Source organism: Arthrobacter sp. ERGS1:01 (genome assembly GCF_001281315.1).
In the GTDB taxonomy this organism is placed as follows: Bacteria; Actinomycetota; Actinomycetes; order Actinomycetales; family Micrococcaceae; genus Specibacter.
The window spans coordinates 956,264-970,989 of record NZ_CP012479.1; the positions used below are offsets into that span (position 1 = coordinate 956,264).

Below are 14,726 nucleotides of genomic sequence, written 5' to 3' on the forward strand. Positions count from 1 at the left end.
TCACCCGCCAATGACTCCGGTGCAAAAAAGACGCGGCCTACTCGGAGGGTCCCTTCAGGGCGGGGTACGGCCTTCGCGAGAACTGGTATTGGTGCCGAGAACTGGTCTTGTGGCCCGCAACGCGTTCCTGGCACCAGTTCTCGGTGTGAATTGCAGTCCTCGAGGTCGTCGGGACTGGACCTCATCATGACACCCGCATCGTTGCCGCAAGCCGAGGGCGGCGGAGACGGTGTTTTCGTAGCCGACGTAAAGGCGGCCCCAAGGCCGCCCGCGGCCGAGGGGGCGGATAGTCGGCGAGAAAATGCCGGTTCCGGCGCCGCGGACCTGTGGCCGGTTAGATGACCTTCAGGATGATGGTGCTGCCTTCGGGTGCGTCCACGCCCTGGGGGGACTGGAAGCGGACGGTGCCGAAGAATCCGCCGAGCAGGTTCTCCACCTCCACCTTGAACCCGAGGGCCTTCAGCTCGGCCGTGGCGACGCCCACCTGCTTGCCGATCATGTCGGGGACCGCGATCATCCTGGGGCCCTTGGACAGCGTGATCGTGACGGTGCCTCCGGCCGTGAGGGTGCCGGAATCCGGTGCCTGGGACAGCACGGAGCCGGCGGGGACGGTGGCACTGTTGAGCTGTTCCGGAGCGATGGCGGGCGTCAGGCCGGCGGCTTTGAGTGAGGCTTGGGCGTCGGCGCCGGTCTTGCCCACCACGGAGGGGACGGGGATGGGCTTGGGCCCCTTGGAGACCACCACGTCAACCTTGGTGTTGCCGCGGAACTCGGCGCCCGCCTTGGGGTTTTGCGAGATCACGGTGCCGGCCGGGATCTTCTCGTTGAAGGCCTCCGTTACCGTGCCCAGGGCAAGGCTGCCGTCGCTGAGCGCGGACTTGGCGTTCGCCAGGTCCTTGCCGGTGAGCTCGGGGACGGGGTACAGCACCGGTCCCTTGGATACGAGGATCGTGACGCCTAGAAACCGGCGCAGGGACGAACCTGCGGCCGGGTCCGTATCCACCACCAATCCCGCGGCAACCTTTTCGTCAAAGACGTCACGGCTTGCCGACTTGTCAAAGCCTTGGGCATGGAGGAGGGCCTGCGCCTGCGCCACGGTCTTGTTGTGCACATCGGGCACGGTGGCCAGGGCGCCCGGCCCCAGCGCCAGGAACCAGCCGGCCATGGCGACCAGGAATCCCAGCACCAGCACCACCAACACCCAGACCAGGGCACGACGCCGCGGGTGTCCGTGGCCCAGTGTGGTGGTCGGCTGAGCCGCCGCCTTTGCTCGGGCCCTGGCCTCGGCGCGGGCTTCGCGCTTGGACAGCGCGACGCCGTCGTCGTCGGTCTCGTCGTCCCCGCCGGAATAGTCTGGGCTGTAGGCCGAGACGTCACGGTCGGCGTCGTTGACGTAGAGTCCGCTGCCCGAGGGCAGGACGGACGTGGGGTAGCTGGGGCCGGCAATGACGGTGGTGGCTCCGGGCCAGCCGCCGGCCGGTGCCGCGGGCGGCTGCCCGATCGCGGCCGTCAGGGCGCCCGTGTCCAGGGCGGGCTGGGCGCCAATGACCTCGGTGGCGCCGGCTCCGGGCCGGCCAATGGAATCCGCCCCGGGAGCGGCGAAGTCAAGTTCCTCCGGGGTCAGCGTGCGCCGGATGTGGCGCAGGTCTTCCAGCAGGGATGCGCCGTTGGCGGGCCTGTTGTCGGGGTCCTTCTCGGTCATGTAGCGGACCAGCTCGTCCATCTCGGACGGCAGTCCGGGAACTGCCGCCGAGGGCGTCGGGACGGCGTCGCGGACATGCGCCATGGCCACGGCGATCGGAACCTTGCCCTGGAACGGTTGGGCGCCGGTCAGCAATTCGTAGAGCATGATGCCGGCGGAGTAGATGTCGCTGCGGGCGTCGCCGCCCTCGCCGTTGACCAGTTCCGGGGCGATGTAGCCCACGGTGCCCAACAGCGTGGCGGTGTTCGTCGTCGTGGTGACTGCCCGGGAGAGCCCGAAGTCGCCGATCTTGACCCAGCCCGAGCGGGAAATCAGCACATTCTCGGGTTTGACGTCCCGGTGCACCAGGCCGGCGGCGTGGGCCGCTGCCAGGCCCTCCACGATGGGGTCGAGCATGTCCAGGGCCTGGCGGGGCGTCAGCGGCCTGCCCTGGTTGATGACGTCGCGGAGCGTGTGCCCGTCGATGTATTCCAACACCAGGTATGCGTGGGCGGCACCGACGCCATGGTCGTGGATCTGCACCACGTGCGGGTGTGAAAGGCTGGCGGCGCTCCACGCCTCACGCTGCAGGCGTTCGATGAAGGCGTTGTCGGTGGCCAGGTGCGGATGCAGGATCTTCAGGGCAATGTTGCGGTTGAGCCGGATGTCCTTGGCCAGGTAGACGGTGGACATGCCACCGCGCGCCACCTTGGACAAAACCAGGTAGCGGTCATCGATTGTGGACCCGATCAGGGGGTCGTGGGGCAGATCTTGCACTCAACCAGCTTATTCTCTCAAACGAAATCGGGCCGCCAGCAACACTCGCCGGCGGCCCTTCATTCGATCATGGTGCGGTCCTAGCGGAACATCTTTCGGTTCGCCTTGACGCTGGCCACATAGTTCTTCGTGTCCGGGTACATGCCGTGGATGCTCACCGAGTACTGGCCCTGGTAGTATCCGGCGATGGCCAGGTCCTCGTTGGGGGCGTCGCGGAGCAGGGCCCGGATGATCGCCACACCGGCGGTGACGTTGTCCTGCGGGTTGAGCAGGTTCAGCTTGCGGCCAACCAGCCCGGACGCCCAGGTGCCGGCGTCGGGGATGACCTGCATGGTGCCGATCGCATTGGCGGGGGAGACCACCTGGTGGTTGAAGCCGGATTCCTGCTGGGCGAACGCCATGGCCAGGGACGGGTCCACGCCCATGGCGGCGGCCGTGCGGGCCACCATTTCCTTCATCTGTGCCCGGCTGGGTGCCGGTGCCGCCAACAGTGCCGCCTTGTTCTTGTTGGCGTCGGCCACCACGGCATCCGGGTAGGTGTAGTTGAGGAAGGTGTTGGGGACCTGCTGGTCCGGCGTCAGGCTCGGGGTGGTGATGGGGGTGACGCCGCTCGAGGCCGCGTTCAGGCCCGGGATGGTCAGCGTCTTGCCGGCGTAGATGGTGCCGTTGACCGTGATGCCGTTGGCGGCGGCCAGGGCGGACAGCCCCACGCCGTGGCGGGCGGCGATCCCGGAGAGCGTGTCGCCGCTCTTGATGACGTACTTGCCGCCGGCGACGGGCTTGGTGCTCGAGGCCTTCACGGGGGTCTTGGCCGGGGCAGCAGCGACCGGGGCGGACTGGCCGCCGCCGAGCCTGATGACCTGGCCCGGGTAGATGATGGTGCTTCCACTCATGCCGTTGGCTGCCAGCACCGAGGAGGTGCTCAGGCCGTGGCGGGAGGCAATGCCGCTGATGGTGTCACCGCTGGCCACCACGTAACGGCCACCCGTTGCCGTGGCAGTGGTCTTCGCCGCGGTTTTTGCGGGTGCGCCCTGGCTGGGGGCGGCCTTGCCGCCAAGCTTGATCTGCTGGCCCGGGTAGATGATGCTGCTGGTGCTGAGCTTGTTCAGCGCGAGCACGGAATTGGTGGACAGGCCGTAACGGGACGCAATGCCCGAGATGGTGTCGCCGGGCACCACCTTGTAGGAGCTGGGGACGGCGGGACCCTGGGCGGCGATGCGCGACGGCAGGGAACCGGCCACGACCGACGTCGGAACGCCGGCCTGCCGTGCTGCGACCTTGACGGCCGTGCCAAGTGCGCCGTGGGTGACGGCGGACGGAAGGATCTTGGGCCCGGCCGGGGCGGGAGCCGCGGCTGCGGGCTGGGCGAGCGCCAGCGAGGACAGCATGACAACGGGAATGGCGGCCGTGGCAACAGCCGCCAGTTGCTTGCTGCCTGACGGCATGGGGCGAGAGGGGCGTTGGGAAGTCATAGATGCAATCCTCGAGTTTCCGATACTGATGATGCTCATGGTGTTGGAGTTTCTTGTGTGACTAATGTGAATTTACACCAAATGTTCACAACGGGAAGCCCCCGCGCGCCATTAAAGGAAAAACACAACCGTGTAGTTTCGCGGGCGCTCGAACTATGTGGGAACCTATAACACGTGAGTAAAGTTGAAAACGTAGTCAGTGAATGGTTGCCCCTGCCGGACGTCGCCGAAAAGCTTGATATTTCCATTACCCGGGTCCATGCCCTGGTTAAGGACGGATCCCTGCTGGCAGCCCGGGTCGGGGAGCGCAAAATCCGCGCCGTTCCGGCCGAGTTCTTCATCGAGGACCACATCGTCGACAGCCTGCGCGGCACCATCACGGTGCTCCACGACGCCGGCTTCGACGACGAAGAAGCCATCACGTGGCTGTTCACCGCCGACGAATCCCTGCCCGGCCGGCCCATCGACGCCCTCCATGAAGGCCGCAAGACCGAAATCCGCCGCCGCGCGGCAGCCCTCGGCTGGTAACGCACCCCCCAACACCAATAAGATCCCCGCACCGGCCCATGCCGGTGCGGGGATCTTGTTTGTTTAATTGCCGTGTATTTAGTTTCCCGGCGGCCGTCGCTAGGAGGTGCGCGACACGGCTCCGCGGCCCAGGGCCGTCAATGCCGCGCCGACTCCGCCATTAATGGGCAGGGCCGCCAATGCGGCAAATGCCGTGCCGCTCAATTCGGTGATCATTTCCTCGGTGCGGTCCAGGGCGCCGGAATCAACCATGATGGCGCACATCCGCGCAATTTGATCGTCCGTGAGATCCTGCCGGCCCAGGTGGGCGTCAACAAACTCGATGTCGGCGTCGGACGCGGCGTCGATGGTCAGGCCCACCAAAACGGTCCGCTTGCCTTCCCGGAGGTCGTCGCCGGCCGGCTTGCCCGTTTCGGCGGGGTCGCCAAAGACGCCCAGGACGTCGTCGCGCAGCTGGAACGCCTCACCCAGGGGCAGGGCGAACGCGCTGTAGCCGTCCAACAGTTCCGGGCCGCCCCCGGCAAGGGCGCCGCCAAGTACCAGCGGGTGTTCGGAGGAGTACTTGGCGCTCTTGAAGCGGATGATCGCCGAGGCCCGGGCGACGGCGGTGCTGTGCGGCTTGGACGGGCCGGAGACCTCCTCGAGGATGTCGAGGTACTGCCCGGCCATGACTTCGGTGCGCATCAGGTTGAACACGGCGCGGGCGCGGCTCCCGGCGGAGGTGCCGATCGAGGCAAACATCTCCTCGCTGAAGGACAGGCACAAATCCCCCGTGAGGATGGCGGCGGCGTGCCCGAAGCGCTCCTCGTCAAGGGCCCAGCCGCTCCCCGAATGCAGGGTGCCGAATTGGCGGTGCACGCTGGGCCCGCCGCGGCGGGTGTCGGAGCGGTCGATGATGTCGTCGTGGATCAGGGCCGCGGCCTGGAACAGTTCCAGCGCCGCGCCTGCCATGATGATCTCCGCGGCATCGGCGGATCCGCCGGCCCCGCGCCAACCCCAGTAACACAGCAGGGCGCGCATGCGCTTGCCGCCGGTCACCAGGGACTTGATGGAATCAACCAAAACCAGGGTGTCGGCCGAGATGCCGGCCAGCAGTTCGCGTTTCTCCGCCAGGAACGACGCCAGGGCGTCCGCCACCGCGGCGACGTAGGCAACTTGCTCGGCGGCGGGGGACTCCGCCGGGGCGGCGGCAAATGCGGTCATGCGGGTGGATTCCTTGCTGTGAAAGGTGGCTCCGGGGAACGGCCCGGTGCGGTGGTGCGCAAGCGCCGGATTACTTCAGCGACGCGGGCAGAACATTGGCCCCAATGGTCACGGTGGACGTCGATCCGGTCTGGACCACCGACACCGTGACGATTTCCTGCCCGGAGGCGCGCACGAAGGTCTTCAGCGGCACGCCCTCGACGGAGTTGCCGGGCTGGGCCGTGAAGCCCTGGCTGGTCAGCGACTTTGTATAGAAGGCCAGGACGTCGGCGGGTTTTGCCGTCACGGTGGCGGTCAGTGCGGCCACGGACAGGGGCGTTGACCGTTGCAGGCTCGACGCCTGGACGTCGGCGCCGGGCATCAGCGGGATCAGTTTCGACGGGAATCCGGCCACGAGTTCCTTCACGGCGGCCTCGGCGGTCGGCGTGGCACCGGGCGTCGTTGCCGATGCCATGGCGGACCCCGTCGCGGACTGGGAAACGGACGGGCTGGTGGCGGCCGGTGTGCCGGTTCCGCCGGAGCAGCCGGCCAAAAGCACGACGGCTGCAATCGCCGCCAGCGCCCCGCGTTGCGGACGGAACGACGCCGGGGGGCGCAAACGCTGAACAGTGGTGTTGGTCATCACGATTTCCTTAGCTGCCAGTGGCCGTGCAACGGGTCGCCTCCAGTTTACCCACGTCCCGTTTGTTCCCGGGTGCCGGGTTCTTCGTGCGGCACCTCAGTCAATGCTGTGCCCCGTCAGGGACGCGTTGGCCGGGGAATGTGCATGGCGGCAATGTCGGTGCCGGAAACTAGACTTGGACCGTGGAACAACAGCCCCGGAAAATACCAGAGCGCCGCGCCGCGCCGGAACCGGGGCCGCGGGAACGCGCGCTGCGCAGCCAACAGCTCGGCCGGGTCCTTGACCAGACCGGCTGCACCATCATGCACGTGGACATGGATGCCTTCTTTGTCTCCGTTGAACTCCGGGAGCGCCCGCAACTGGTGGGCCGGCCCGTCATCGTCGGCTTTCCGGGTGGCCGCTCGGTGGTGCTGTCGGCCTCCTACGAGGCCCGGGCCTTTGGGGTACGGTCCGCCATGCCCATGGCGACGGCCATGCGCATGGCCCCGACCGCCGTCGTCATTGAGCCCCGGCACAATGTTTACCGCGAGGTCTCCGGGCAAGTCATGGCCTTGTTCAACTCCATCACCGACAAGGTGGAGCCGTTGAGCGTGGACGAGGCGTTCCTGGACATTTCCGGGGCACTGCGCCGGTTGGGGGAGCCGCTGGACATTGGCGCGCTGGTGCGCCGGCGGGTCGAGTCCGAGCTCGGCATCACGGCGTCGGTGGGGATCTCGGCGTCGAAGTTTGTGGCGAAGATCGCCTCCACCCGCTGCAAGCCCAACGGCATCATGCTCATTGAGCGCGACCGCACCGTGGAATACCTGCACACGCTGCCCGTCCAGGCGCTGTGGGGCGTGGGAGCCAAAACCCTTGAAGTCCTCCAACGCCTGGGCATCTTTACCGTGGCCGACGTCGCCGCCACCCCCGTTGCAGCCCTGCAAAAAACCCTCGGGGCCAGCGGCCGGGCCCTGCATGACCTTTCCTGGGGGATCGATCCCCGCCCGGTCACCCCCGTGCGCGTGGAAAAGAGCATCGGCGCCGAGGAAACGTTTGCCGTGGACACCTTCGACGACGACGTCCTGACCCGGGAACTACTGCGGCTCTCGCACCGGGTGGCGGGGCGATTGCGCGAAGGCCGGCTTGCGGGGCGGACCCTGGCCCTGAAGATCAAGTATTCGGATTTCTCCGTCATCAACCGTTCCAAGGCCATGGGGGCCGGCATCGACAGCGCCGGTGCCATCTACTCCGGCGCCGTGGGACTGCTGAAGGTGCTGGGCCCGCGGCCCCAAAGCGTGCGGTTGATCGGGGTCCGGGTGGAACAACTTGAATCCATTGAATCAACGCCATTGCAGTTCACCCTGGACCGTCGCGATGACAACGGGCGCAGCGCCGAAGTGGTGGGGGACGCCATCGCCGCGAAGTTCGGCGGCGCCAAGATTGTCCCGGCCCGTCTCCTGGCGGCCCGGCGCACCACGACCCCCGGTGAATCCGGCCCCGAATCGGGGCGGCGGGGACCTGCGCAGGGCGGATCCTGACGACTTCCTGTGACCTGTTTCGTGGTGGGTTTCAGTTCGGCAAAATCAAGCCTATTGTTAGTAGTAGGAGTTCTCTCAAAGACAACTTCGCAGCTCTACGACGACCTGGGACACCCGGAGGAATCCGGCAACGATCCCCGGGAACCAAAAGGGCCCGCGAAATCGTTAATGAGTCAAGACGCCCATGGCCCTGACCTGAAGGAGGTCGTCATGCCCCTCTCCGAGCACGAGCAGCGACTGCTTGACCAGCTGGAACAGCAACTGCATGCCGAAGACCCGAAATTTGCCAACGCGTTGGCCTCGGACCCGGCACACTCGCTGTCGACCCGCCACATCGTCATCGGCGTGTTGGTCATGATCGTTGGCATCATGGTGTTGCTGGGCGGTGTTGCCAGCCAGCTGATTGTGGTGGGGGTCCTGGGATTCCTCATCATGGGCGGCGGCGTCTACATTGCCATCTCGCGGCCCAAGTTCGGCAAGGCCTCCGGTGGCACCGGCAAGTCGGGTGCCAAGACCAAGAGCGGCTTCATGAACAGCCTCGAAGAGCGCTGGGAAGAACGGCGCCGGGAACAATAGCCCGTCCGGCCCTGCGGCCGGTTCGATGCCGGTGTGATGCACAGAGCCACCTTCGGGGTGTGCGGCACGTATAGTGCGTGCGCTCCGGGCTCCACGGATGATCCACCCTGCAAAAGGTCCGCGCTGCGGGCCTTTTTTGCGTTGTGTGCCGAAACGTCAAGGACGCTCCACTTTCCACCACACACCCTCCCCGCAACCGCCCCGGGAAGCCCCCGCGGCGGTTTTTGCGTGCCTGGCACCCGCAATCGGCCGTGACCGGCCGCCACGGGCGAAGAAATCCCTCCACCACGCCCCACCGGCCCGCTTCCCAGCAGTGGCGCGGCACGCCCCGGCGACACGCACGCAAAAATTCCTTGCATGGCGTTGACGGTGGAGGATTGTGGAGTAATGTGGAGCGCGTAAGAGGGAATTGGTGAAGGGTTGTTCTAGGAACCTTGGTTTCGAAGGCGGTGGGGGATGTTTCTCGGAACTCATTCACCGCGCCTGGACGAAAAGGGCCGAATCATCCTTCCCGCCAAGTTCCGGGAGGAACTGGCCGGCGGACTTGTCCTGACCAAGGGGCAGGAACACTGCATTTACGTCTTCAGTGCCAGGGAATTTGAAAAAGTCCACGCGGACATGGTGGGTGCGCCAATGCAGAACCGGCAAGCCCGCGACTATATCCGCGTTTTTCTCTCTGGAGCCTCCGACGAAGTCCCCGACAAGCAAGGGCGTGTGACCATTCCGGCCACACTCCGGGCATATGCGGGTCTTGACCGTGAGCTGGTCGTCATTGGCGCCGGCAACCGGGCAGAGATCTGGGATGCCACGGCTTGGAACGACTACCTGGAAGAAAAGGAGAAGGCGTTCTCGGAACTTGACGAGGACTCCATCCCCGGCAACACCTAGCACCTTTAGTTCCACAGTTTTATGCACGTGGCACCCATGGCGGGTCTTGGATGAGATCTCCAGCCGCCCGGCAGCGTCAAACCTGGCTCACCTTCCCCGGTGCCAGGCGGGACGCGGCTCGGCGCGGAGGGGGATCTGATCCAAGAACGCACCAACCGTTCACACATGCAGCATGAACACCAGCGAAGCCCAGCAGAAACGGAGGCGTGATGACGTCGGAGAACCCCACGCCACCTACGTCCGCCCGCCACACACCAGTTCTTTTGGATCGCTGCATCAACCTCCTGGCCCCCGCCTTCGACGTGGCACGCCAGGCCGGCCGCACCCCCATCGTCATCGACGCAACACTTGGCATGGGCGGCCACAGCGAGGCCATGCTCCAGCGCTACCCGGACCTGCACCTGATCGGCATCGACAGGGACACCGAGGCGCTCGGCCTGGCGGGGGAGCGGCTTTCGCCCTTCGCCGACCGCACCGACTTGGTCCACTCCGTCTACGACGAAATCGCATCGGTCCTGGATGACCTGGGCGTTCCCGCCGTGGACGGCATCCTGATGGACCTGGGCGTCTCCTCGCTGCAGCTCGATGAGCGCGACCGCGGCTTCGCCTACTCCTTTGACGCGCCCCTGGACATGCGCATGGACACGAGCCGCGGCCAGACGGCGGCCGACGTCGTCAACAGCTACTCCGAAGAGGACCTGGTCCGGATCATCCGCAAGTGGGGTGAGGAAAAGTTTGCCGGGCGCATCGCCAACCACATCGTGGCGGCCCGCGACCGCAAACCGCTCACCCACACGGGCGAACTTGTCGAGATCATCCGCAACGTGGTCCCGGCCGGTGCCGCACGCACCGGTGGACACCCCGCCAAGCGCACCTTCCAGGCGCTGCGGATCGAGGTCAACGAGGAACTGAGCGTCCTGGAACGCGCCGTCCCGGCCGCCGTTGACGCGCTGGTCCTGCACGGCCGCGCCGTCGTGATGTCCTACCACTCGCTGGAGGACAAGATCGTCAAGGCCGTCTTTGCCGCCGGCTCCAGTTCCTCGGCTCCGGCAGGCTTCCCCGTGGAGCTTGAGGAGCACAAGGCAACCCTTAAACGCCTGACCAAGGGAACCGAAATCCCCACCGATCAGGAAATCGCAGAAAACCCCAGGGCCGCATCGGCGCGGCTCCGGGCAGTGGAAAAAGTCAGAGTCAGGAGCGCCGCATGAGCCAGCTTGCAACCCGCATTGCCCCGATAACCGTGGGTAACAATGCCCGTGCGCTGTCCATGCCCCTGGAAGAGCTTGGTGCGCCCCTCCCCGCCACCGGAGCTCCCGCGCCGCGTCCCCGCACGCCGCTGTCCTTGGTGGTTTCCAGCCCGCGCAAAAACAAGACGCCCCTGCTGGTCTCCTTGTTCCTGCTGCTGGTGGCCGCGCTGTCCGCCGTGCTGATCATGAGCGTCTCCGTCTCACAGGGCCAGTACGACCTGGTCGGGTTGAAGGATCAGCAAAGCGCCCTGCAAAAATCCAACCAGGCCCTGGAGCTTCAGCTGAGCGCCGAGGAGGCACCGCAAAGCCTCGTCGCACGGGCCGCAGGCATGGGCATGGTCCCGGCGGCAACCACCGGGCAGATCGACGTACGCACCAAGAAGGTCACGGGCAACCCGCAGCCGGCCGTGCCGGAAACCAAGGGCCTGGTGGCCCTTGCCCCCGCGCAGGTCAACCCGCCCACCCCCGATGCGGCCGTCAACCCCAACGCCGCCGACGCCGGCTCCGCGGCCCAGGACGGCAACGCCGTCGCTGCGGCCGAGAAGGCTGCGGCGAAGGCCGGCGGCACGAAGGCTGCGCCGGCCCCGCTGGCGGCCGCCCCGAACGCGGCCGAACTCAACGGCGGCACCATCCCCGCTCCGGCGCAGAAGGACAACTAGGGTCCATTTTTAACCAAGATCTCGGGCATCGCCCATTCACGGGGCTAGACGGCAAGGAAACGCAGTGGCAGAAGAGAACACCAAGGCAAACCGCGGTGCAACTGCACACCAGCTGAACAAGGTGGGCCGCGGCCGAATGCGCATCGGGTTCGTGATCATGCTCGCGTTCCTGCTGGTCATTGCCGGGAAACTGGTCATGATCCAGGGCATGGACGTGGGCAACATGGCCGAGGCCGCCGAGCACCAGCGCACCGTCGAACAGGTGCTGCCGGCCGTGCGCGGGAAGATCGTGGACGCCAACGGCAAGGTCCTGGCCGAAAGCATCATGCGGTACGACATCACGGTCTCCCAAGTCAACAGCGCCCTGTTCCCCAAGTACGACCACTATGACACCGTGTCCGGTACGGATGTCCAGTACACGCGGGACGAGGGCCTCCAACAGCTGGCAGACGTCCTGGGCATGAACTTCGCCACCGTGAAGAAGAACGCCACCGGCACCAAGAACTTCAACTACATCGTCCGCGACGTCAGCCCGGCCGTGGAGGCGAAGGTGGCCGCCCTGGGCGTCCCCGGCATCTACTCCGAGGCCGTCACGAAGCGCGTCTACCCGCTCGGCGAGGTGGGCGGCCCGATCGTGGGCTTCCTCGGCGCCGACGGCAAGGGCCTGGCCGGCATCGAACAGACCATGAATGCCAAGCTGACCGGCACCGACGGCTCACGCACCTACCAAATGGGCAAGAACGGGATCATCATCCCCACTGCCCCTGTCAAGACCGTGCCCGCCGTCGACGGCCAAACCGTCAAGCTGACCATCAACGAGGACATCCAGTACTACGCCCAACAGGCCGCGCAGCAGCAAAAGCAGCAGTACAGCGCCGACTGGGCCAGCATCACGGTGCTGGAGGCCAAGACCGGCAAGGTCATTGCGATTGCCGACAGCGACTCCTACGACCCCAACAACCCCGGCGCCTCGCAGACCAAGAACATTGGTTCACGCACCGTCAGCTCCGTCGTAGAGCCCGGGTCCACGGATAAGATCATCACCGCCTCCGGCGTCATGCAGGAAGGCCTGTTCACGCCGTCGAGCCACTTCCTGGTGCCGCCCACGCTGACCATCGACGGCCAGACCTTCGACGACTCCTTCGTGCACGGTACCGAGCAACGCACCCTGGCCGGCATCATCGCCGACTCCATGAACACCGGAACCGTCATGGCCGGGTCCAAGCTGACCATGCAGCAACGCTACGACTACCTTCGCAAGTTCGGCGTGGGGCAAAAGACGGGCATCGACCTGCCCGGCGAAAGCCCCGGCATCCTGGCCGACTGGCGCAATTGGGACGGCCGCCAGCGCTACACGGTGCTCTTTGGCCAGGGCGTTGCACAGACCCCGCTGCAGACCGCCTTCGTCTTCCAGACCGTGGCCAACGACGGCGTCCGGCTGCCCCCGCAGATCATCGACTCCGTCACGGCCGCCGACGGCAAGGTGGACACCGTCAAGCAGGCGTCCGGCATCAAGGTCATCAGCCCGAAGACCGCACAGCAGGCCCGCGACCTCCTCGAAGGCGTCGTGACCATGTCCCACTACAACGCGATCGGCATTCCCGGCTACCGGGTGGGCGGCAAGACCGGCACCTCGGAGGCTCCGGCCGACAACGGCGTAGGCTTTGACGGGTACACGTCCTCGTTCATCGGCATGGCGCCCATGGATGATCCCCAGTATGTGGTGGCAATCACCGTCCAACGCCCCAAGGGAAGCATCTACGGCGTCACGCAAGGGGCTACCTTTAACCAGGTGATGGGACAGGTGCTGCGCACATTCAACGTGCCGCCGTCCACGACCCCCAGCGTCATGCCGCCGAAGTTCTACAAGTAGACCGGCGGACCAACAAACGATGAAAGAACACGATTCAGTGCTAGAACCCGCCTCCGGCCCAGCTTCAACACCCTTGACGGGCCCGGTCCGGCCCGCTCACCACGGCAGCACGGCGCTTGAGCGCATTGCCGCCCTGGCCGGAACGTCCTACTCCGGCGACGTCGTGGTGCACGGGGTCAGCCTGGATTCGCGCACCATCCGGCCCGGTGACCTGTACATTGCGCTGCCCGGCGCCCACGCACACGGCGCCCAGTTTGCCCCGGCCGCCGTGGCGGCCGGCGCCGTGGCAGTGCTGACGGACGACGCCGGTGCCGGGCTGCTCGCCGACGCCGCAACCGTGCCCGTGCTCCGCTGCGAGGACCCCCGCGGGGCCACCGGCGCCGTGGCGGCCCTCGTGTACGGCACGGCCGGGATCGGCATGCCGCTGTTCGCCGTGACAGGCACCAACGGCAAGACCACCACCACATACTTCCTCAACTCGCTGCTGCGCGCCCTGGGAAAGACCACCGGGTTGATCGGCACCATCGAGATCCTGGCCGGCGAAGAACCCATCCCCAGCAAGCTGACCACGCCGGAATCCACCGACGTGCACGCCCTGCTCGCCGTGATGGCCGAGCGCGGGCTCGACGCCGCCTCCATGGAGGTCTCATCCCACGCGCTGGCGTTCGGACGCGTGGACTCCGTGGTCTTTGACGTGGCCGGATTCACGAACCTCACCCAGGACCACCTGGACCTGCACGGCGGCATGGACGGCTACTTCTCGACGAAGGCGCAGCTGTTCACCCCGGCCCGTGCCCGTGCCGCCGTCATCACGGTCGACGACGACTGGGGCGTGAAGATGGCCGCCGCCTCAACCGTCCCCACCCGCACGCTGTCCACGCACCAGGCCCCGAGTGGCGGCGCACCCGCCGACTGGCAGGTGTCGGCGATCCGCCGCGACGGCGTCGGCTCACGTTTTGAACTGCACGGACCCGACGGAGCGGCGCTGCGCGTCCACACCGGCCTGCCGGGTGATTTCAATGTCTCCAACGCAGCCCTGGCCCTCGTCATGGTGGCCACGGCGCTCCTGGCCGCAGCGGGGGAGCCCGATGCCCGCGGGCAGGCTCTGGCCGCCCTCCAGGACGCCCTGGACGCCCACGACCCGTTCACGCTCGACGTCCCGGGCCGCATGCAGCTCGTCGGCACGGCGCCGGTGGCCATTGTCGATTTTGCGCACAACCCCGACGCCCTGCAGCGCGCCCTGGACGCTGTCCGTTCCCCCGAACCCGGCTCCCGGGTCATCGTGGTGTTCGGGGCCACGGGTGAGCGCGACGTGACCAAGCGCCCCATCATGGGCGCCATCGCCGCGCAGGGCGCCGATGTGGTCATTGTCACCGACGACGACCCCCACGACGAGGACCCGGCCGCCATCCGCGCCGGCGTCCTGGCCGGTGCCGAGGCCGCGAATACCGGGCAGGCCCTGGGCCGGGTCATCGAGGAATTCGACCACCGCGCGGACGCCATCCGCCGCGCCGTGGCACTGGCCGGACCGGCGGACACCATCCTGGTGGCCGGGCGGGGCCATGAAGTTTATCAAGAGGTCAAGGGCGTCAATATCGCCCTTGACGACAGGGTGGAACTGCGGGCGGCCCTGGCGCACCATGGATTCCCCGTCGCCTCCGCAAGCAGGATAGAGTCATAAAC

The 14,726-nt window shown here is 66.7% G+C and carries 12 protein-coding genes; 8 read left to right on the plus strand and 4 right to left on the minus strand.

The window, feature by feature from the left end; translation table 11 throughout:
- Positions 1 to 334 precede the first annotated feature (334 nt).
- Positions 335 to 2,458, minus strand: a complete 2,124-nt coding sequence (locus AL755_RS08185) for a Stk1 family PASTA domain-containing Ser/Thr kinase (RefSeq protein ID WP_054010582.1) — start codon at positions 2,456 to 2,458, stop codon at positions 335 to 337.
- Positions 2,459 to 2,538: 80 nt separating this feature from the next.
- Positions 2,539 to 3,930 carry a LysM peptidoglycan-binding domain-containing protein gene (locus tag AL755_RS08190; protein ID WP_054010583.1) on the minus strand — a complete coding sequence of 464 codons (1,392 nt, stop codon included), beginning with the start codon at positions 3,928 to 3,930 and terminating at the stop codon, positions 2,539 to 2,541.
- Between the two features lie 174 nt (positions 3,931 to 4,104).
- On the opposite strand from AL755_RS08190, the gene AL755_RS08195 reads away from it, so the two are divergent.
- A complete protein-coding gene (locus AL755_RS08195; RefSeq protein WP_054010584.1) occupies positions 4,105 to 4,458 on the plus strand; it encodes an Rv2175c family DNA-binding protein in 354 nt (117 codons plus the stop codon).
- 99 nt (positions 4,459 to 4,557) lie between these two features.
- Here the strand turns inward: AL755_RS08195 and AL755_RS08200 are convergent, their stop codons facing one another.
- Positions 4,558 to 5,661 carry a polyprenyl synthetase family protein gene (locus AL755_RS08200; RefSeq protein WP_054010585.1) on the minus strand — a complete coding sequence of 368 codons (1,104 nt, stop codon included), beginning with the start codon at positions 5,659 to 5,661 and terminating at the stop codon, positions 4,558 to 4,560.
- 70 nt (positions 5,662 to 5,731) lie between these two features.
- Positions 5,732 to 6,283, minus strand: a complete 552-nt coding sequence (locus tag AL755_RS23985; protein ID WP_237762634.1) for a hypothetical protein — start codon at positions 6,281 to 6,283, stop codon at positions 5,732 to 5,734.
- Between the two features lie 302 nt (positions 6,284 to 6,585).
- Here AL755_RS23985 and dinB point away from each other — a divergent pair, with 302 nt between their 5' ends.
- From dinB to AL755_RS08240, 7 genes are all read left to right on the plus strand, one after another.
- A complete protein-coding gene (gene dinB, locus AL755_RS08210; RefSeq protein ID WP_054012948.1) occupies positions 6,586 to 7,800 on the plus strand; it encodes a DNA polymerase IV in 1,215 nt (404 codons plus the stop codon).
- A gap of 210 nt (positions 7,801 to 8,010) precedes the next feature.
- On the plus strand, positions 8,011 to 8,376 hold the full coding sequence (locus AL755_RS08215) for a DUF3040 domain-containing protein (protein ID WP_054010586.1): 366 nt from the start codon (positions 8,011 to 8,013) through the stop codon (positions 8,374 to 8,376).
- A gap of 456 nt (positions 8,377 to 8,832) precedes the next feature.
- Positions 8,833 to 9,264, plus strand: coding sequence for a division/cell wall cluster transcriptional repressor MraZ (mraZ, locus tag AL755_RS08220; protein ID WP_054010587.1), 432 nt, complete (start codon positions 8,833 to 8,835; stop codon positions 9,262 to 9,264).
- 209 nt (positions 9,265 to 9,473) lie between these two features.
- Positions 9,474 to 10,472 carry a 16S rRNA (cytosine(1402)-N(4))-methyltransferase RsmH gene (rsmH, locus tag AL755_RS08225; protein WP_054010588.1) on the plus strand — a complete coding sequence of 333 codons (999 nt, stop codon included), beginning with the start codon at positions 9,474 to 9,476 and terminating at the stop codon, positions 10,470 to 10,472.
- Complete coding sequence (locus AL755_RS08230) at positions 10,469 to 11,170, plus strand: hypothetical protein (RefSeq protein WP_054010589.1); 702 nt, start codon at positions 10,469 to 10,471, stop codon at positions 11,168 to 11,170. Before rsmH ends, AL755_RS08230 begins: the two co-directional genes overlap by 4 nt.
- Positions 11,171 to 11,234: 64 nt before the next feature.
- Complete coding sequence (locus tag AL755_RS08235; RefSeq protein WP_337589576.1) at positions 11,235 to 13,043, plus strand: peptidoglycan D,D-transpeptidase FtsI family protein; 1,809 nt, start codon at positions 11,235 to 11,237, stop codon at positions 13,041 to 13,043.
- 19 nt (positions 13,044 to 13,062) lie between these two features.
- Positions 13,063 to 14,724, plus strand: coding sequence for a UDP-N-acetylmuramoyl-L-alanyl-D-glutamate--2,6-diaminopimelate ligase (locus AL755_RS08240; RefSeq protein ID WP_054010590.1), 1,662 nt, complete (start codon positions 13,063 to 13,065; stop codon positions 14,722 to 14,724).
- The last annotated feature ends 2 nt before the right edge of the window (positions 14,725 to 14,726 follow it).